The sequence below is a fragment of the Paracoccus onubensis genome, assembly GCF_003591515.1.
Classification (GTDB): Bacteria; Pseudomonadota; Alphaproteobacteria; order Rhodobacterales; family Rhodobacteraceae; genus Paracoccus; species Paracoccus onubensis.
In genome coordinates this window covers 89,780-109,004 of sequence record NZ_QZCG01000017.1, presented here as the reverse complement: position 1 = coordinate 109,004, position 19,225 = coordinate 89,780, and the positions used below count along the sequence as shown (strand labels likewise).

20 protein-coding genes are annotated in these 19,225 nt (G+C 60.8%); 7 read left to right on the top strand and 13 right to left on the bottom strand.

The window, feature by feature from the left end; translation table 11 throughout:
- Positions 1-85 precede the first annotated feature (85 nt).
- On the bottom strand, positions 86-616 hold the full coding sequence (locus D3P04_RS20810) for a DUF1697 domain-containing protein (protein WP_119751785.1): 531 nt from the start codon (positions 614-616) through the stop codon (positions 86-88).
- A gap of 193 nt (positions 617-809) precedes the next feature.
- On the opposite strand from D3P04_RS20810, the gene D3P04_RS20805 reads away from it, so the two are divergent.
- From D3P04_RS20805 to D3P04_RS20795, 3 genes are all read left to right on the top strand, one after another.
- Positions 810-1,712 (top strand): DMT family transporter, encoded by a 903-nt coding sequence (locus D3P04_RS20805; RefSeq protein WP_119751784.1) that lies wholly within the window; start codon positions 810-812, stop codon positions 1,710-1,712.
- Positions 1,713-1,796: 84 nt separating this feature from the next.
- Positions 1,797-2,675, top strand: coding sequence for a phosphoserine phosphatase SerB (serB, locus tag D3P04_RS20800; RefSeq protein WP_119751802.1), 879 nt, complete (start codon positions 1,797-1,799; stop codon positions 2,673-2,675).
- Between the two features lie 171 nt (positions 2,676-2,846).
- Complete coding sequence (locus D3P04_RS20795; RefSeq protein ID WP_119751783.1) at positions 2,847-3,605, top strand: TSUP family transporter; 759 nt, start codon at positions 2,847-2,849, stop codon at positions 3,603-3,605.
- A gap of 127 nt (positions 3,606-3,732) precedes the next feature.
- Here the strand turns inward: D3P04_RS20795 and D3P04_RS20790 are convergent, their stop codons facing one another.
- Positions 3,733-4,719, bottom strand: a complete 987-nt coding sequence (locus tag D3P04_RS20790) for an asparaginase (RefSeq protein ID WP_119751782.1) — start codon at positions 4,717-4,719, stop codon at positions 3,733-3,735.
- A gap of 151 nt (positions 4,720-4,870) precedes the next feature.
- Between D3P04_RS20790 and D3P04_RS20785 the strand changes: the two genes are divergently transcribed.
- Positions 4,871-5,395, top strand: coding sequence for an invasion associated locus B family protein (locus D3P04_RS20785; RefSeq protein WP_182912953.1), 525 nt, complete (start codon positions 4,871-4,873; stop codon positions 5,393-5,395).
- A 181-nt stretch (positions 5,396-5,576) separates the two neighbouring features.
- The gene (gene rlmN / locus D3P04_RS20780) at positions 5,577-6,749 is read left to right on the top strand and encodes a 23S rRNA (adenine(2503)-C(2))-methyltransferase RlmN (protein ID WP_119751781.1); all 1,173 of its coding nucleotides are present in this window, start codon (positions 5,577-5,579) and stop codon (positions 6,747-6,749) included.
- Positions 6,750-6,891: 142 nt separating this feature from the next.
- On the opposite strand, the gene D3P04_RS20775 is transcribed toward rlmN, so the two are convergent.
- On the bottom strand, positions 6,892-7,716 hold the full coding sequence (locus D3P04_RS20775; protein ID WP_119751800.1) for an LOG family protein: 825 nt from the start codon (positions 7,714-7,716) through the stop codon (positions 6,892-6,894).
- A 115-nt stretch (positions 7,717-7,831) separates the two neighbouring features.
- Between D3P04_RS20775 and dapD the strand changes: the two genes are divergently transcribed.
- A complete protein-coding gene (gene dapD / locus D3P04_RS20770; protein WP_119751780.1) occupies positions 7,832-8,653 on the top strand; it encodes a 2,3,4,5-tetrahydropyridine-2,6-dicarboxylate N-succinyltransferase in 822 nt (273 codons plus the stop codon).
- A 119-nt stretch (positions 8,654-8,772) separates the two neighbouring features.
- Here dapD and D3P04_RS20765 read toward each other — a convergent pair whose 3' ends face one another.
- The 9 genes from D3P04_RS20765 to purC all read right to left on the bottom strand — a co-directional run bounded on the left by D3P04_RS20765 (position 8,773) and on the right by purC (position 17,431).
- The gene (locus tag D3P04_RS20765; RefSeq protein WP_119751779.1) at positions 8,773-9,402 is read right to left on the bottom strand and encodes a DsbA family protein; all 630 of its coding nucleotides are present in this window, start codon (positions 9,400-9,402) and stop codon (positions 8,773-8,775) included.
- 198 nt (positions 9,403-9,600) lie between these two features.
- A complete protein-coding gene (ettA, locus tag D3P04_RS20760) occupies positions 9,601-11,256 on the bottom strand; it encodes an energy-dependent translational throttle protein EttA (protein WP_119751778.1) in 1,656 nt (551 codons plus the stop codon).
- A 282-nt stretch (positions 11,257-11,538) separates the two neighbouring features.
- Positions 11,539-12,873: a glutamine synthetase family protein gene (locus D3P04_RS20755; RefSeq protein ID WP_232845111.1), complete on the bottom strand. Its 1,335-nt coding sequence runs from the start codon at positions 12,871-12,873 to the stop codon at positions 11,539-11,541.
- Positions 12,874-13,698 carry an ABC transporter permease gene (locus D3P04_RS20750; RefSeq protein ID WP_119751776.1) on the bottom strand — a complete coding sequence of 275 codons (825 nt, stop codon included), beginning with the start codon at positions 13,696-13,698 and terminating at the stop codon, positions 12,874-12,876.
- 97 nt (positions 13,699-13,795) lie between these two features.
- Positions 13,796-14,671, bottom strand: coding sequence for an ABC transporter permease (locus D3P04_RS20745; RefSeq protein ID WP_119751775.1), 876 nt, complete (start codon positions 14,669-14,671; stop codon positions 13,796-13,798).
- 62 nt (positions 14,672-14,733) lie between these two features.
- Positions 14,734-15,456 (bottom strand): transporter substrate-binding domain-containing protein, encoded by a 723-nt coding sequence (locus D3P04_RS20740; RefSeq protein ID WP_119751774.1) that lies wholly within the window; start codon positions 15,454-15,456, stop codon positions 14,734-14,736.
- A gap of 29 nt (positions 15,457-15,485) precedes the next feature.
- The gene (locus D3P04_RS20735; protein WP_119751773.1) at positions 15,486-16,286 is read right to left on the bottom strand and encodes an ABC transporter ATP-binding protein; all 801 of its coding nucleotides are present in this window, start codon (positions 16,284-16,286) and stop codon (positions 15,486-15,488) included.
- Positions 16,287-16,418: 132 nt separating this feature from the next.
- Entirely contained in the window at positions 16,419-16,658 is a 240-nt protein-coding gene (purS, locus tag D3P04_RS20730; RefSeq protein ID WP_119751772.1) for a phosphoribosylformylglycinamidine synthase subunit PurS, read from the bottom strand.
- Positions 16,659-16,669: 11 nt separating this feature from the next.
- On the bottom strand, positions 16,670-17,431 hold the full coding sequence (gene purC / locus D3P04_RS20725) for a phosphoribosylaminoimidazolesuccinocarboxamide synthase (RefSeq protein WP_119751771.1): 762 nt from the start codon (positions 17,429-17,431) through the stop codon (positions 16,670-16,672).
- A 128-nt stretch (positions 17,432-17,559) separates the two neighbouring features.
- Here purC and D3P04_RS20720 point away from each other — a divergent pair, with 128 nt between their 5' ends.
- Complete coding sequence (locus D3P04_RS20720; RefSeq protein WP_119751770.1) at positions 17,560-17,877, top strand: DUF1476 domain-containing protein; 318 nt, start codon at positions 17,560-17,562, stop codon at positions 17,875-17,877.
- Positions 17,878-17,931: 54 nt separating this feature from the next.
- On the opposite strand, the gene D3P04_RS20715 is transcribed toward D3P04_RS20720, so the two are convergent.
- Positions 17,932-19,221, bottom strand: a complete 1,290-nt coding sequence (locus D3P04_RS20715) for an NtaA/DmoA family FMN-dependent monooxygenase (RefSeq protein WP_232845109.1) — start codon at positions 19,219-19,221, stop codon at positions 17,932-17,934.
- Between the last annotated feature and the right edge of the window lie 4 nt (positions 19,222-19,225).

Genomic DNA, 19,225 nt, shown 5'->3' with positions numbered 1-19,225 from the left:
CCCTTCTTCTTTGCGGTAAATACCTCGGGGGTCCGGGGGCAGCGCCCCCGGCCATCGCGGGACGCAATTAACCGGCGTTTCCGATTCAGCGCGACAGGCTCCGGGCATCCTCGGACGCCATCGCCGCAAGTTTCGCGACCGTATTCAGATTGCGGGCGGTTCCCTCATTCATGGCCGGCAATCCAAGCCGGGACCGTCCCATGCCGGATGGGTAATGGATAAAGATCTCGGCCCCGCTCGGAACGATCTCTTCGTCGGCCAGTCGTTTGGCGGTAGCGGCGATCCTGTCCGGCGCGGTGTGATCAAGGAAAAGAACCGAAACCTTATTGGGCGCCGCATCGGGAAATGGGTTACGCTCAAGGATGCTGCGCATCTGCGCGCTATCCCGGATCATGACGCCGACCGGTTTTCCCATATGCTCGGCCAGCCGCCGCTCAAGCTTGGACTTTACGGTTCCGTCCGGCAGATTGGTATCGAAAACGACATTCCCGGACTGGATATAGGTCCGTACATTCCCGAAACCGGCTTGCTCACAGATCATGCGCAGGGCGGCCATCGGAAGCTTGCCGGTTCCTCCGACATTTACGGCGCGAAGCAGGGCAACAAGCGTCTTCATGAGGGGAGCTTAAACCAGACCGTTTTCGCCGACCATAGCCGTCATCTTCGAATCGCCGGACAGGAAGGATCGCTTCAGCCGGCATGCCCCGCTTCCGGCCCGCGCCCCTCGCGGATACCCGGCGTGTTTTACGCCTTCCTGCACTCTTCATGATCTGCTAGCCGTTCTGCATTATCTGCAGGAAAGGCCGGTCATGGATATTCGCGCGATCCTGATGGGGGTTAGCTTCGCGGTCATGTGGGCCTCGGCCTTCACCACCACGCGGATGATCGTCACCGAAGCGCCGCCGCTTCTTGCCCTGTCGCTGCGCTTTGCGATTTCCGGCGTGATCGGCATTGCGGTCGCGTGGCTCATGGGCGAGACATGGCGCAATCTCAGCCGGGTTCAGTGGCGCGCCGTGATCGTGCTGGGACTGTGCCAGAACGCGATTTATCTGGGGCTGAACTGGATCGCCATGCAATGGATCGAGGCCGGGCTTGCCTCGATCATCGCCGCGACCATGCCGCTGATGGTGGCGGCAATGGGATGGGTCTTCATGAAGGAACGGTTGCCGCCAATCGGATTCGCAGGGCTGCTGTTGGGGCTGATCGGGGTGGTTATCATCATGGGCGCAAGACTTCAGGGCGGCAGCGACCCGCTTGGGATCGTCCTTGGCTTCATGGCGGCCTTTGCGCTTGCGGTGGCGACACTCTCGGTTCGTGGCGCAAGTTCGGGCGGCAATGTAATGATGATCGTCGGGTTGCAGATGCTGGTCGGCGCCCTGATGCTTGCCATCATCGCCCCGTTCTTCGAAAACTGGAATGTCACACCCGACGGGCGGCTGATCTGGGCCTTTCTTTACACCATTCTTGTTCCGGGGCTGGCCGCGACCTGGATCTGGTTTCTGCTGGTCAAGCGGATCGGAGCGGTTCGCGCCGCGACATTCCATTTCCTCTCGCCGTTTTTCGGAGTCATGATCGGTGCTCTGGTGCTGGGCGAGAAACTCGGCGCAAGCGATGTGTTGGGCGTCGGCATCATCATGGTGGGAATCCTTGCCGTTCAGCTTTCCAAGGCGCCGGCGAAACTGCCGCAGGTCAAGCGGCCGCCCCCTGCCTGATCACTCGCCGGTTAGGAGGCATAACGGATTCCCTTCCTTGCCGATCTGGTCTAAAGCATGTCGGGAATGCTGTGGAGGCTTGCCATGTTTACTGTTTCCTTGATCGCCGCTCCGAGACTCGCCAATCTGCACGAGGAATTGCTGGATGAATTGGCAAGCCGGTGGAAAGGCGCGCATCTGAAATGGCTTAATCCCGGCATCGCGGGCGAATTCGAGATTCCCGCCATTCCCGAAGATTTCGATCAGGTCCGGACGGATTTGCAGACCATCCAGCTTGATCTGACTTTCCAGCCTGCCGAGGGGCGGCGCAAGGCCGTTCTTCTGGCCGATATGGACTCGACCATGATCGAGCAGGAATGCGTCGATGAACTGGCCGAAATGGCAGGTGTCGGCACAAGGGTGGCCGAGATTACCGAACGCGCGATGAACGGCGAGCTGAATTTCCACGAGGCGCTGGTCGAACGGGTCGGACTTCTGGCCGGGCTGAAGGAAAGCGTTATCGGCGAGGTTCTGAAAACCCGGATCACGCTGGCGCCGGGCGGGCGGGAACTGGTGGCGACAATGCGGGCAAACGGCGCTTATACCGCCCTGGTTTCGGGCGGTTTCACGGCCTTTACGCAGGTTGTGGCGGAATGGCTGGGCTTTGACGAGAACCGGGCGAATACGCTGCTGGTTGAAGACGGTCTTCTGACCGGCCGTGTCGCCCTACCCATTCTGGGGCGCGAGGCAAAGGTCGAGGCATTGGAACAGATCACCACCGAACGCGGGATTGCCTTTGCCGATGTCATCGCGGTCGGGGATGGCGCGAATGATCTGGGCATGCTGCAGATCGCCGGCGCAGGGGTCGCCCTGCATGCGAAACCCGCAGTCGCCGAGCAGGCGAAACTGCGCATCAATCACGGCGATCTGACCGCGCTTCTGTATCTTCAGGGCTATTCCGTCGAGGAATTCGTCACGGGCTGATCGCGCCCACGGGTAACGCCCGGGAAACACAGGCCCGGGATCAGGCGCCGTGCCATATGCAAGAGACCATGGCGCTTTACATCGCCCCGGCAAAAGCGCATTGCCGTGGCGGCCGCGTTTTCGGTCAACCGCCGATAACCGCGCCGCCATTCACCTTTGCCGGAATATCCGATGTTCGAGATAAGTCTTGATCTTGTGCTGATCCTGATTGCCGCGGGTTTCGCGGCAGGTTTTATCGACGCCATTGCCGGGGGCGGAGGGCTGATCACGGTGCCTGCACTGATGCTGGCCGGTGTCTCGCCTGCGCAGGCATTGGCGACCAACAAGGTGCAAGCCGTCTTCGGTACGGCAACGGCGATCATCAGCTATGCCCGACGCGGGCTGGTCGATCCCAGGACACAGTGGCGGGCGGCGCTGGTTGCCGGAGCGGGCGGCGTTCTTGGGGCGGCACTGGTCAGCTATCTGCCGACCGACAAGTTGCGGCTGATCCTGCCCGTGATCCTGATCGGCGTTGCCGCTTTCTTCGCCTTGAAACCCGGCCTGAACGATCTGGACCGGCGGCAAAGGATCGTTCCGGCGATTTTCACCGCCTGTATCGTGCCCTTCATCGGCTTCTATGACGGCCTTCTCGGACCGGGGGCCGGATCATTCTACATGATCGCCTTTGTCACGCTTGCCGGTTACGGCGTGCTCAAGGCGACCGCGCATACCAAGCTGCTGAATCTGTTTTCCAATCTGGGCGGCCTGCTGAGCTTTGCACTGATCGGGCACCCCCTGTGGCTATTGGGCGTGACGATGGGAGCGGCGCAAATTCTGGGCGCCGCACTGGGCGCAAGACTGGCCGCACGGATCGGCGCAAGGCTGATCAAGCCGCTTCTGGTCGGGACATCCACCATACTTGCGCTGCGTCTGCTTTGGGACATGTTCTGAAGCCGTTTGCGGGCCGACACCCGCTCTGCCAAGGGGTGTCGGCCGAACGGTAATACAGAGGGTCGATTGGGGGCGTGGCCCTCTCAGCCGTTATCAAAACAGAAAATTGCGTCGGATTCGTGACGAATCAGTCGGGGAACCCCTTCGCGGTCCGCATTTCCCCGGTCACGATCCCGCGCCAGTTCCGCACTGGCCCCGTCAGCAGGGCTGAAACCACCGGATCCTTCGCGTCCAGAACTCCCAGATGCACCAGCAGCGCGGTAATCGCCGCCTCGCTGGCACGGGTGGCGCCGTCCAGCGCCTTGACCGCAACGCCCAGTCCCTGCTCGGGCAGAATGGCGACGAACACGCCCTCGGCCCCGGTCTTGACGGCGACGCGGCCCCGCATTGCCCGCATGAGCGTGGTGCAGGCCCGCCCCTCGCCCGCGACCATCTCGGGATATTTCCGCATCGCCTCGACCAGCCGCCGCATCGCCTGCCCACGCCGGTCGCCGCCCGGATCGGCGAAACGGGCCATGCCACGAGCCAGCCCCTGAAGACTGCATGCGTGATTGGGCGCCGAGCAGCCATCGATGCCAAAACCCGGACTGGTTTCACCCGTCACCTCTTCAAAAGCGGCTTTCGCGGCGATCTGGACCGGGTGATCCACCTCGACATATTCCGCGCCGCCGCCCAGATGCCGGTTCAGCGTCAGGAAGCCCGCATGTTTACCCGAACAATTATTATGCCTCTGATCCGGCTCGGTATCCGAACAGGTCAACCGTCGGTTCTCATCCTTGTCTCTCGGCATGTGACAGCCACAGCGCAGATCCTCCTCGCCCAAATCCAACGCCTTCAGCCAGTCGCCGACGGCCTCGACATGCATGGCGGCCCCGCTATGACTTGCGCAGGCCAGTGCAAGTTGCCGCTCGGACAGCCCCGCTGCATCCGCCGCGCCGCTTTCGACAAGAGGCAGAGCCTGCACCATCTTGCAGGACGATCGGGGGAAGATCACCTCGTTCGGCGCCCCCCACGCCTCGACGACGCCATCCGTATCGCAAACCACGGCATGGCCGAAATGAAGGCTTTCACAGCGTCCACCGCGCCAGATTTCGATCATTTCCGCTGCCTGCATCGATTTTCTCCCTGACAATTGCGCGATTTTACGCATGCTCCCCTTTTTCATGCCGCGTTTTTCGGTATCCTGTCCACAGAAGGTTGAAAAGGCCGACGCAATCAGCAAAAACGTCGAACCAAGCGGCGAGAGTATGGCAGGAGATCAGAGCATGGGAAAATTCACGCTACGCGGGATGACCGCAGTTGCGCTCCTGATGGCCGGGCTGGGGACAGCGGGCGCACAGGAATCCAACAATGTCGTGGCAACCGAAGGGGACTGGACGGTATTCGCAGCCGACAATCCCAAGGAATGCTGGGCGGTATCACCCCCGAAATCGACGGTGAACGCCGATAGCGAGGGCAACGAGAAAGAGGTGACCCGGGGCGATATCCGCCTTTATGTCGCCTATCGCCCGGGAAATAACGGCGAAGCCTCCTTTACCGGCGGCTATCCTTTCGCACCCGACTCAACAGTCGAAGTCGATGTGGGTGGACAGAAATTCAATCTGTTCACCGAGGGTGAAAACGCCTGGACCGGCAGCCCGGACGAAGATCAGAAGCTGATCGCGGCGCTGCGCGCAGGATCCGAGGTCGTGATCACCGGCCGCTCCTCGCGCGGGACGGTCACCAAGGATACGTTCAGCCTGTCGGGCATCACGGCAGCCACGAATACCGCGAAAGAGCGTTGCCAGTAGCGATCGGCGACGCTTGATCCTTGCCATCATGGTGCGAAGGCTGATGCTTTCGTGCCATAGTGGCGTTTTAACACACAATGTCACAGGCGCCCCGACAATCGCGGGACTCCTGCGTGAGCGGTTGATTTACGGCCTGGCTTCGCTTATGTCCGGGCCTTCAATCAATTCTCCGGTGCCCCTCATGTCTGCTCCGATCACGCAGGATGTTCTGACCATCCCACGAAAACTTCCCGAAACCGGGCGGACGAATATCGTCGGCCTGACGCGCGGGCAATTGCGCGAGGCATTGATCGCCGCCGGCACGGCCGAGAAACAGGCGAAGATGCGCGTCGGGCAGATCTGGCAATGGATCTATCACTGGGGCCTGCGCGATTTTGCGCAGATGACCAATCTGGCCAAGGATTACCGCGCCCTGCTGGCCGAGCATTTCGAGATTTCACTGCCCGAGATCGTCTCGCGGCAGGTCAGTGCCGATGGCACGCGCAAATATCTGCTGCGGATCGCTGGCGGGCATGAGGTCGAGGCGGTCTATATCCCCGAGGAAGGCCGCGGCACATTATGCGTTTCATCGCAGGTCGGCTGTACGCTGACCTGTTCCTTCTGCCATACCGGCACGCAGAAGCTGGTGCGCAACCTGACCCCGGGCGAAATCGTCGGGCAGGTGATGGTGGCGCGGGACGATCTGGGCGAATGGCCGGTTCCGGGCGCGCCCAGGGATGAAACCCGGCTGATCAGCAATGTCGTCCTGATGGGCATGGGCGAACCCCTGTATAATTTCGACAATGTGCGCGATGCGATGAAGGTGGTGATGGATAACGAGGGGCTTAGCCTGTCGCGCCGCCGGATCACGCTTTCGACCAGCGGCGTCGTTCCCGAAATCGCCCGCACCGCCGAAGAAATCGGCTGCCTGCTGGCGGTCAGTTTCCATGCCACCACCGACGAGGTGCGCAATACATTGGTACCGATCAACCGCCGCTGGAATATTCAGGCATTGCTGGACGCGCTGCGCGAATATCCGCGCCTGTCCAACAGCGAGCGGATCACCTTTGAATATGTGATGCTGGACGGCGTGAACGACAGCGATGAGGATGCCCGCCGTCTGGTCCGCCTGATTCGCGGCATCCCGGCCAAGATCAACCTGATCCCCTTCAACGAATGGCCCGGTGCGCCCTATAAACGTTCAGGCTGGGACCGGATTCAGGCTTTCGCGGATATCGTCCACAAGGCTGGCTATGCCAGCCCGATCCGCACCCCGCGCGGAGAGGATATCATGGCCGCCTGCGGCCAGCTTAAATCCGCGACCGAGCGTGGCCGCAAGAACCGCGCACAGATTGCAGCGGAAGCTGCCGGGTAAGGCGGCGCTACGGATTTCGTGAAAAGCGGGGGCGCTGCCCGTCGCCGGCCGGTCTCTTGAACCAGTGGCGCGACCCGCAAACAGCCTCCGGAATATTTGAGTGAAGAAGAAGGGGCATTGGCCGGGCCGGGCCGGGCCTGTTTCAACCCGCCTCGTCCCATTCGTCGATGATCTTCACGGCCTCATCGGCGGTTTCGACATAGCGGAACAGATCCAGATCCGAATCGCTGATGGTGCCTGCCCGCGCCAGTGCCTTCCAATTGATGACCTCATCCCAGAATTCACGGCCGAACAACAGGATCGGAATGCGTTTCATCCGTCCGGTCTGGATCAGGGTCAGCGTTTCGAACAGCTCGTCCATCGTTCCGAAACCGCCGGGGAAGACGGTGACCGCGCGGGCGCGCATCAGGAAATGCATCTTGCGGATGGCGAAATAATGGAAATTGAAACACAGCGCCGGGGTGACATAGGCATTCGGCGCCTGCTCATGCGGTAGCACGATGGACAGGCCGATGGACTGGCCGCCGGCCTCTTCGGCGCCCTTGTTACCGGCCTCCATCACGCCGGGGCCGCCGCCGGTGCAGATCACATATTCGCGCCCATAAGTCTGCATGCTGCGCTCTGTCATGATATGGGCGAAACGGCGGGCCTGTTCGTAATATTTAGCCAGTTCACCCAGGATCGGGGTTCGCGCCTCATCCGCATGTTCAGGCGCGGGAATCCTTGCGCCGCCGAACAGGACCACAGTGGACTCGATCCCGCGTTCATCCATGATCATCTCGGGCTTCAGCAATTCAAGCTGCAAGCGCACCGGCCGCAATTCCTTGCGCAGAAGAAACTCCCGATCCATATAGGCCAGCCGATAGGCCGGAGCCCGGGTCTGGGGCGTATCGGGAATACGTTCCGCGCGGGCCGCATCTTCATCGCTATGGGGCATGGAATGGGTAGTGTCTTCCTTGTCGGTCATCTGGTCCTCGTGACGGGAATGGCGGCCGCTGCGCATTGCACAGGGCTTTTCCTACGCTTATAGCCGTGAAGGAACAGTTTCCACCCGAAGCCGACAGATCAGGAAAATCGCCGACATGACCCAAGCTCTGGAAAAAGCCATCGAAGCCGCATGGGAAAAGCGCGCAGATATCACCCCCGCCACGCAAGGGGAAGCCCGCGAGGCCGTGGAAGAGGCGCTTAACCGGCTGGATAACGGCGCATTGCGGGTTGCCGAAAAGCGCGGCAATGACTGGCATGTGAACCAATGGGCGAAGAAAGCCGTTTTGCTGTCCTTCCGGCTGAAGGATATGGAAGAAATGGCCGGTGGCCCGCAGGGCGCGAACTGGTGGGACAAGGTCGACAGCAAGTTCAAGGACTGGGGCGACAACCAGTGGCGCGCCGCCGGTTTCCGCGCGGTGCCGGGCGCGATCGTGCGCCGCAGCGCATTCATCGGTAAGGGCGCGGTGCTGATGCCATCCTTCGTCAATCTTGGCGCAAATGTGGGCGAGGGCACGATGGTCGATACCTGGGCCACGGTGGGGTCATGCGCGCAGATCGGCAAGAATGTGCATCTGTCCGGCGGCGTCGGCATCGGCGGTGTGCTTGAGCCCCTGCAGGCCGGACCGACCATCATCGAGGATGATTGCTTCATCGGCGCCCGCTCCGAGGTGGTCGAGGGCTGCATCGTCCGCGAAGGCTCGGTTCTGGGCATGGGCGTCTATATCGGCCAGTCCACCAAGATCGTGGATCGGGAAACCGGCGAGATCATGTATGGCGAGGTGCCCGCCGGTTCGGTAGTGGTGTCGGGTTCGCTGCCATCGAAGAACGGCGTGAACCTGTATTGCGCGGTGATCGTGAAGCGAGTGGATGCGAAGACCCGGGCCAAGACCTCGGTCAACGAATTGCTGCGCGACTAGGGCGCGGCGCATACCAACCTGCGGCGCTTCGGCATTCGGTTGAAGCGCAGGGGCGCCGCGATCCATCCGTTGAGGGAAAGCAGACGCTATTGCGTCCGCACTCGCCCCACCGGGGGAATTTATCCCAGCGTCTTGCGGCCCCGGGCAACGAGTTCCTGCATCTCCTTCAGGGTCATTTCACCGAACATGCCTTCGTCGCCGATGATGAAAGTCGGCGTCCCCATCAACCCCATATGTTCGGCAAGTTCGCTGCTGTTCCGGATATGCTTTTCCACTTCGGGCAATTTCATATCGGCCCGCAGTTTGTCCTCGTCCAGGCCGACCTTGCGCGCGGTACGCATCACGGTCGCCTCGACCGCACGTTCTTTCAGGCCCATGAGCGCGGCGTGAAACTGCCAGTATTTCCCCTGTTTCAGCGAGGCCAGCGATGCCTGCGCCGCGAAATACGATCCCTCGCCGAAAACCGGCCATTCACGGTAAACCACCCGCAATTGCGGATCGGAAGAGATCAGCTTCTGCACCGTGCCAACCATCTTGCGGCAGAACGGGCAGTTATAATCGAAAAATTCGGTCAGGGTGATATCGCCCTTGGGATTGCCCAATACCGGCGCGGTCGGATCGCGTTCCAGATCCTTGCGCAATTCCTCGGGCATGGGATTGGGGCGATCGGCGGATTGCGCGAAAGCCGAAACCGGCCCCAGACCGGCAAAGGCGGCTGCACTGACAAGAAAAAGACGGCGGCTTGGCATCGGTAATCCTTTCACACGATCAACGCGAAATCCTTTTCAGGATAGAGGAGGCCGAATACTGGCGGCCAATCACGCTCTTGTGGGGCGGGCGGAATATATGGCCAGGTGATGCCAAAATGTCCGCCCCCCGCCCCTTTTCCGGGCGCCAGAGGGCGCGGGTATGGGAAGCCGTCACCCCGCGCCCGCGATATCCCGGCCTCAGCGGGTGAATTTCTTGTACTTCACCCGTTTCGGCTCGATCGAATCCGGTCCAAGGCGGCGGATCTTGTCTTCCTCATAGGCCTCGAAATTGCCCTCGAACCATTCGACATGCGCATCGCCCTCGAAGGCAAGGATATGGGTACAAAGACGGTCAAGGAAGAAACGGTCGTGGCTGATGATCACCGCGCAGCCCGCGAAATCGTCCAGCGCGGCCTCCATGGCCTGCAGGGTCTCGACATCCAGATCGTTGGTCGGTTCGTCCAGCAGCAGCACATTGCCGCCGGTTTTCAGAAGCTTGGCCATATGCACCCGGTTGCGCTCACCGCCTGAAAGCTGGCCGACCTTTTTCTGCTGATCGCCGCCCTTGAAATTGAAGGCGGAAGCATAGGCGCGGCTGTTCATCTGCACGTCGCCAAGCTCGATCTGCTCGGCCCCGCCGCTGATTTCCTCCCACACGGTCTTGTCCCCGGCAAGCGCGTCGCGCGACTGATCGACATAGGAAAGCTGTACGGTATCGCCATAGGTGATCTCGCCCTCGTCGGGTTTTTCCTGCCCGGTCAGCATCCGGAACAGGGTCGATTTACCCGCGCCGTTCGGGCCGATCACGCCAACGATGCCGCCGGGCGGCAGGCTGAAATCAAGCCCCTCGATAAGAAGTTTGTCCCCCATCGCCTTTTTCAGGCCCGAGACCTCGATCACCTTGTTGCCCAAACGCTCGCCATTCGGAATGATGATCTGGGCACGCGACAGCTTTTCGCGCTCGGATTGGCTGGCCATTTCGTTATAGGCATTGATCCGCGCTTTCTGCTTTGCCTGACGCGCCTTGGCGCCGGCCCGGATCCATTCGAGTTCGCGTTCCAGCGTCTTTTGCCTGGCCTTGTCCTCGCGGCCTTCCTGCTCCAGCCGCTTGGCCTTCTGTTCCAGCCATGCGGAATAATTGCCCTCGTAAGGGATGCCCCGGCCGCGGTCGAGTTCCAGGATCCAGCTGGTGATGTCATCAAGGAAATAACGGTCATGGGTGACGGTCAGGATCGTGCCGGAATATTCGATCAGGTGCTTTTGCAGCCATGCGATCGTCTCGGCGTCCAGGTGGTTGGTCGGTTCGTCCAGCAGCAGCATGTCTGGCGCTTCAAGCAACAGCTTGCACAGCGCCACCCGGCGTCGTTCGCCGCCCGAAAGCGTCTCGACATCGGCATCGTCGGGGGGGCAGCGCAGGGCCTCCATCGCGACATCGATCTGGCTGTCCAGATCCCACAGGTTCTGGGCGTCGATCTCGTCCTGAAGCGCGGCCATCTCATCGGCGGTTTCGTCCGAATAGTTCATCGCCAGTTCGTTATAGCGATCAAGCTTGGCCTTCTTGGCTGCCACGCCCAGCATGACATTCTCGCGGACATTCAGCGAAGGATCGAGTTGAGGCTCCTGCGGCAGATAACCCACGGTCGCCCCTTTGGCCGCCCATGCCTCACCGCTGAAATCCTTGTCCAGCCCGGCCATGACCCGCAGCAGCGTGGATTTACCGGCGCCGTTCACGCCGACAACGCCGATCTTGACGCCGGGAAGAAAGTTCAGGCGGATATTCTCGAACACTTTCTTGCCGCCGGGATAGGTCTTGGACACGCCGTCCATGTGATACACGAACTGATAGGACGCCATCGGAATCTCCTGCTGGTTTTGCCGCTATGTAGGATATTGGGACGGCGCTTGAAAGGGTGCTTGCTTATTGATCCGTGCAATCCCTTCCTGACAAGAGCCGGGCAAGTGCCCGACCGCGGGTGGGCGCACCGGCATCTGTGGATCGCACTTTCTGGTGCAACGCCGCACGACGCTTGACCCGCAGGACAACTCCGCCAAAGCGCCCATAGGGGCGGTCGGGCACTTGCCCAGCGGGCCTTTCAGGCCCTTGATTCCGGTCGGGGGTTTAGGCGACAGCCCTGATTACACCGTATCGAGATACAGCTCCACCGTTTCCTCATCGGTCAATTCCGCCATGTAATGCAGTTCCTGACGCTTGGTCATCAGGTAATTCTCGATCAGGTGATCGGGAAAGATGCGGCGCATATCGCTGCATTTGTCGAATGCGTCGATCGCCGCGCCCCAATCGGTGGGAAGCTGGTCGAGATTCTTGTCATAGGCATTGCCCTTGAACGGAGCGGGTGGATCGATGCGGTCCTCTATCCCGTTAAGAGCCGCGCCCAGAATGGCTGCCACTGTCAGATAGGGATTCACGTCCCCACCCGCCACGCGATGCTCGATCCGCCGCGCCTTGGGGGAAGAGGACGGGATACGGATCGCCGCCGTCCGGTTCTCATAGGCCCAGCCGATCCCTGTGGGAGCATGGGCATTCGGCACCAGCCGGTCATATGAATTCTCGTGCGGCGCGAACAGCAAGGTCGAGCCGGGCATGGCGCGCAGGCAACCCGCCACGGCATGGCGCATCACATCGGTGCCCGCTTCCCCGCCATCATCGAAGATATTGCGCCCATCCCCGGTCAGGATCGAGAAATGCATATGCATCCCGCTGCCCGGCCAGGCGTCATAGGGCTTGGCCATGAAACTGGCCGCAAAGCCGTAGGAGCGCGCCACGCCCTTGACCAGCATCTTGAACAGCCATGTGTCATCGGCGGCCTTCATCGGATCGGCCTGATGCATCAGGTTGATTTCGAACTGCCCCGGCCCGGCCTCGGAAATAGAGGTATCGGCGGGGATATCCATCATCTCGCAAGCATCATAAAGCGCCGAAAAGAACTGATCGAACGCATCGAGGGCGCGCAGGCTGAGGACCTCTCCGCCGGTGCGCCGCTTGCCCGAGCGGGGGCTTGGCGCGACGCGAAGCTGGCGGCCGGAATCGTCGATCAGGAAGAATTCCAGCTCGGTCGCCACCACCGGCACCAGACCTGCCGCCTTGTAGCGTTCGACCACGCGGGCCAATGCCTGCCGCGGATCGCCCGCATAGGGGCTGCCATCGGGATGGAACATCCATAGTGGCAGAAGCGCGGTCGGCGCATCCAGCCACGGCATGGGCAGAAAGCCGCGCTCGGTCGGCAGCAGAAGCCCGTCGGGATCGCCGGATTCGAACACCAGCGGGCTGTCATCGATATCCTCGCCCCAGATATCGAGATTCAGCACCGAATAGGGAAACTTGGTCCCTTCCTCCATCAGTTTCTGGGCAAAGCGGGCCGGCATCCTCTTGCCCCGCGCCACGCCATTCAGATCGGCCGCGGCCACGCGGATGGTCTTGACGTCGGGATGCTGTCGCAGCCATTCCATGATTTATCTCATAAGTTGCGGACGATAGCGCAGCCGTCTTGCCGCTCCCGGCAGGTGCCGGTTCAGATAGCGGTTCACGATGCCGAACAGTCCGATCAGGATCAATGTGCAGATAATGAAATACCCTGCAACGATGGGATAGGCCACAAACGGGTTGAAGGTCTTGTCCGCGAAATAATTGGCGTAATAGAGACTGTCGCCATTTTGCCGGAATGCCGGGAAGCTTGAAAAGAAAACCAGCGTCGTGGCATGGAACAGAAAGATCGCCTCATTCGTATAGGATGGCCATGCCAGTCGCATCATGGTGGGCCAGATCACCCGGCGGAATCTGGACCAGCCGGCAAGACCATAGGCATCCGCGGCCTCGATATCGCCTCTGGGGACCGACATGAGCGCGCCATGAAAGATTTGCGCCGCATAGGCCGTGGTGTTCAGGGTCAGCACGATCAATGCCCCGGCCCATGCCTTGGTCAGCCAGCTTGTCTCGACGGTAAATCCGAAGATTTCGATCCCGGCCCGGGGCAGCATCACCAAAGCCTGATAGGCCAGAAACAGCTGGATGAATAACGGGCTTCCCCGGAACAGGAAGATGAACCATTCCGCAGGTTTGCGCAGCCACGGATTCCGGCTTGCCTTGGCCAGGGCAAGCCCGTTGGCAAGGAAGAAGCCGAAGAAAAGCGCAAGAAAGGCGAAATACAGATTCCAGATCAGGCCCGAACCGATCAGTGTGAATTGCTGACACAGGGTGAAATCGGTTCGCGGCAGCAACCGCTCGCCAAAGCCGATCGACCGCAGGGCATAATCAGCTATGGTTTGCGCGCAGCTCATGCGGTTCCTCTCGGCGGCATGCCGGTAGCGGGATGGTCGCTGCTTGCCCTCCGGGCGGCGATCCTAGCAATTTGTGGCATCCCGAAACGCATTCCCGTCACGCTCCCTTGCGGATTGCTTCGCCGCCCAAGGTCGCCTGCCCGCGCGACAGCCGCCAGGTCAGACGGGCAAGGATTTTCTCCGAGCACCATGTCATCAGCAGATAGAAAACAAGGATCACAAGGAAATAATACAGCCGCCAATCGGAATGCGGATAGGTGAAGGCGCTTGACTTGGCGCCGCCCAGCTCGCGCGCCCAATACACGATATCCTCGACTCCCAGCAGAAACAGCAATGGCGTCGCCTTGATCAGGATCATCCACAGATTGGACAGGCCGGGCAGTGCATAGACCCACATCTGCGGGATCAGGATGCGCCGCGTCACCTGCCGGGAATTCATCCCGTAGGCTTCGGCGGTTTCAAGTTGCGCGTGGGGCACGGCCTGCATCGCGCCATAAAGGACATTGGCGGCAAAGGCGCCGAACACGATGGCAAAGGCCACGACAGCCAGTATGAAGCCATAGGTATCATGCACCCAGCCCGGGCTGGAGGACAGCGGCAGCTTGGCCGCCGCGCAGACGATAAACTCGTTGCCCTGCCTGACCGGAGCGTCACTGTCGCAATAAACCTGATGCCGCAGCCATTCCAGCCCCTGATCGAGCGCGATAGGCACGAACAGGAAGAAAATGATATCCGGCACGCCCCGCACCATCGAGGTATAGATCTTGCCGAACCACCTGAGTGGCGGAATGCGGGAACGGGATGCGACCGCTCCGCCGAAGCCGAACAGCAAAGCGATCGGTGCGGTAATCGCCAGCAGGGCCAGCACCGTCAGGAAACTGCCATAAAACAGCATATGCTTGCCCGATGTGAGATAACACATCAGCCAGGAAAGCCCCTGAAGCGAGCCGGGTTCAGCACATTGCGCAAGCATATCCGCCACCGAATAGCCGCCTCCGACCGGACGTTTAAGTCAGGCCGGAGACAGAGATCACATCATTCCCAGGTCCGCGCATCCTCGCCGAACCATTTGACGATCAGTTCATTCAGCTTGCCGTCTTCCTTGACGGCGGCGATGGCGGTGTTGAATTTCTCACGCAGCTCATTGTCGGACTGACGGACACCGATGCCGATGCCTTCGTCCAGCTCGACCTGCTCGCCCACGAACATCAGATCGTCACCCTCATCGACATAGGGCTTCACGACCTCATGGTCGCCAAAGGCGGCGTCGGCTTCGCCATTGCGAACGGCGGCCAGAACTTCGTCGATATTGGCGAATTCCAACAATGTCGCGCCGCTTTCGGCGACATAAGAAGATTGCACCGTGCTGGTCTGCGCGGCAATCACCCCACCTTCCAGATCAACGCCTTCCTCAAGCGCGACATAGGATGACGGCGCGGGCGGCAGATAGGGATCGGTAAAGGCGATGACCTTCTTGCGCTCGTCATTGATGCTCATCGCGGCAAGGATCGTGTCGTAATTGCCCGAGACGAGGTTCGGAATGATCGAGTCCCAGTCATTCGTGACCCATGTGCATTCCAATTCGGCACGCTTGCACAATTCGTCGCCCAGTTCACGCTCGAACCCGCCGACCTCGCCCTTGTCGTCGATCAGGTTATACGGAGGATAGGCGCCTTCGGTCCCCATCCGGACAGTATCGGCCCAGCCCATTCCGGCGGTCAGGGCCAGAGCGGCCGCAGTCAAGATCAGTTTTTTCATTTTACTCTCCTGTTGGATAGTTACATGGCCTATGCGGCCATCGTGGCACTAAGGAACTGGCGCAACCTTTCGGTCTGCGGGTCGCCGAACAGCCGGGCTGGCGGGCCTTCTTCGCAGATCACGCCCTGATGCAGGAAGATCACGTGATCGCTGACATCCGCGGCAAGGCGCATGTCATGGGTGACGATGATCATCGTCCGATGCTCTGCCGCCAGGGTCTTGATGACGCGCACGACCTCTTGCTGCAATTCTGGATCAAGCGCGCTTGTCGGTTCATCGAACAAAAGCGCGCGCGGCTGCATGCACAGTGCGCGGGCAATCGCCGCACGTTGCTGCTGGCCGCCCGAAAGCTGCGCAGGCCATGCATCCGCCTTGTCGCCGATGCCGACCTTGGCCAGAAGCCCCCGCGCCCTTTCCTCAACCTGCGCCCGGCTCTCGCCCAGAACGGTGACGGGGGCTTCGCAGACATTCTGCAGAATCGACATATGCGACCACAGGTTGAACTGCTGGAACACCATCGACAGATTGGTGCGGAACCGCGTCACCTGCGCCCGATCGGCAGGTTGCCGGCTCGCCCCCTGCCCTTTCCACCTGACCGCCTCGCCATCGAAAAGGATGTCGCCCTGCTGGCTGTTCTCCAGCAGGTTGCAGCAGCGCAGAAGCGTGGATTTTCCCGACCCGGACGATCCGATCAGGCTGATCACATGACCCCGTGGCGCCGTCATCGAAACGCCTTTCAGCACTTCGAGATCGCCATAGGCCTTGTGCAACCCCGAAATCTGGATGACGGGAGGAGCATCTGCAGATGAAGGATCAATCTGGCTATTCATACATCCATTGGGCGACAATTATGCGGCGAATGCAACGGGGCACGCACTCAAACCATCAAGATTATGGATGAATCGTGATGGTCGTCCCGTTGCGATTCCCGGTGGACCGGATCACAACCGCCGCAAACGCGCTCAAACGATCTCGATCGAATATTTTTCGATCACGGTATTGGCCAGAAGCCCCTCGCACATCTTCACCACTTCGGCCTGCGCGGCATCGGTATCGGTGGCGTCCAGATCCAGTTCGATCAGCTTGCCCTGACGCACGCCGCCGACACCCTTGTGCCCCAGCCCGCCAAGCGCGTGGCGGATCGCCTCGCCCTGGGGATCAAGGACCCCGTCTTTCAGCATGATGGTGACACGGGCTTTCATGGGTTAACCTTTCAGTTGATCGCGGTCGGTTTCAAGCTGGTGGTATTCGCGGGCATCAGGCCAAGACGCCGCGCGACCTCGGTATAGGCATCCGTCAGGTTGCCCAGATCGCGGCGGAACACATCCTTGTCCAGCTTCTGCCCGGTTTTCGTGTCCCACAGCCGGCAGGAATCGGGACTGATCTCGTCGGCGACGATCAGGCGCATGAAATCATTGTCCCAGACCCGGCCGATCTCGATCTTGAAATCGATCAGCTTGATGCCGACGGCAAAGAAAACGCCCGACAGGAAATCGTTCACCCGCAGGGCAAGGCTGACCATATCGTCCAGATCCTGCTGGCTGGCCCAGCCGAACGCGGCGATATATTCCTCGGAGACCATCGGATCGCCCAGTTCGTCATTCTTGAAACTGTATTCAATGATCGGACGCGGCAGCAGCGTCCCTTCCTCGATCCCCAGCCGCTTGGACAGCGAACCGGCAGCGAAATTGCGCACGATCACCTCAAGCGGGATGATCTCGACCTGCCGGATCAGTTGCTCGCGCATATTGATGCGGCGGATGAAATGGGTCGGCACGCCGATATTCGTCAGCCCGGTCATGAAGAATTCGCTCAGGCGGTTGTTCAGGACGCCTTTTCCCTCGATCACCGCCTTCTTCTGGGCGTTGAACGCGGTTGCGTCATCCTTGAAATACTGAACCAGTGTTCCCGGCTCTGTGCCTTCATAAAGGATCTTGGCCTTGCCTTCGTAAACTTTCTTGCGCCGCGGAGCCATGATGGACCGTCCTTTCGCCTTCTGACTGCACGCCCTTAGCGCAGAAAGGCATCCGGGGGCAATAAGTCTTGCGGTGCGGGACGGCGATGGGCATATCATAAACCATAGCAAAACAGGGAGGCCGAAGAATGACCACCTTTGACGACCGTGAACACGCCCACGAGGCCAAGTTCGCCCTTGATGCAGATCTGCGTTTCAAAGCCGAGGCCCGTCGCAACCGTCTTCTGGGCGAATGGGCGGCCGAGTTGCTGGGAAAGACAGGTGACGGCATAAAAATCTATGCTCAGGCCGTCGTGGCATCGGATTTCGCGGAACCGGGCGAAGAGGACGTGTTCCGCAAACTTGCCGGCGATCTGGAGGGGCAGGTGGATGCCACAACGATTCGCGCAAAAATGGCCGAACTGATGGGTGAGGCGAGGCGGCAGGTGATCGACGAAGGCAGGTAAATCGGGCCTTAACCTTATCGCAAGCCGGGCGGAAAGGCCGCCATTCCGCCCACGTCACACGATCCCAAGATGTCCGCGCAATGTTGTGCTGTCATAAGCCGCGCGGAACAGCTTGCGGGTGGCAAGTTTCGGCATCAGTTCATCGAAGAACAGCCGCATCGACTCTGTCGATCCTCCGGGCAAGGCGATAAAACCGTCGATTGCTTCGGCATCGAACCAGCGGATGATATCGGCCAGCACATCATCCACCGTCCCGACCGACACCCAATGCGCCGAACCCACGACCTCGGGACGGGCCAGAAGAACGCGCAATGACGGCTGATTCTGGGCGATGTAGCGGCGCAGCAGATCCGCATGGGTCCGGCTGCGCACCGGCTGATCGCCATCCGGCAGCATGGCCGGAACGACAGTTTCATCATCCCGCATCGCGGACAGATCGGCGCCAAGGATCGCCCTGACCTTGTCCAGCCGCGTTTCGCGGCTCAGATGTTCATGGGCGCGGCGATGCAATGCCCATGCCTCTTCCCGGGTCCGGGCGATGAAGAAATAGAGCCCCGGCAGCACCCTTACGGCATCGGGCGCGCGGCTGGCATCAACCGCCCTGCGCCGCAGATCGGCCCGCAATTCCCGCGCCGCCGCCATATCCGGCGTTGCCGCGAATATCGCATCGGCCACAGAAGCGGCAAAGCCGCGCCCCTCATCCGAGGCGCCGGCCTGAAACAGGGGGATCTCGCCCGCGGGATGTTCCGGGATATTCAGCGGACCCCTGACCTGAAAGAACTCTCCGGCGTGACCGACCGGCTGCAGCTCTGCTCCGTCGGCTGAACCGGGCGCAGGATGGCTGCGCCATAACCGGCGCACGGTTTCGGTGAACTCGACGGCCTTGCGATAGCGGGTCGCAGGGTCGGGCATCCCCTGCTGCCCGAAATTCTCGGCCCCCTCGATCGAGGTGACGATATTCCAGCCGGCGCGGCCATTGCTGACCCAATGCAGCGATTGCAATTGCCTTGCCGTCACGAAAGGCGGATTGAAGCTGGTCGATACGGTCGTCACCAACCCGATCCGTTCGGTTTGCAGCGCGACTGCCGTCAGGGCGATGGTCGGATCAAGCTGGGCCATGCCTCTGGCCTGCGCAGCCGGCGGCACCGACAGCGTATCCGGCTTGAATACGAAATCCAGCCCGGCACGCTCGGCCATCTGCGACAAACCGACATCGAAACTCACCGGATTCGCCGTGATATCGCCCGCCCGGGACCGGCCCTTCAGCCAAGTCGCCGTCAGGCTGAGCCCGATGACCAGATGACGCTTCGGCGGCGCATCGGCATCTGCTTCTTCCACCGTCACGAGC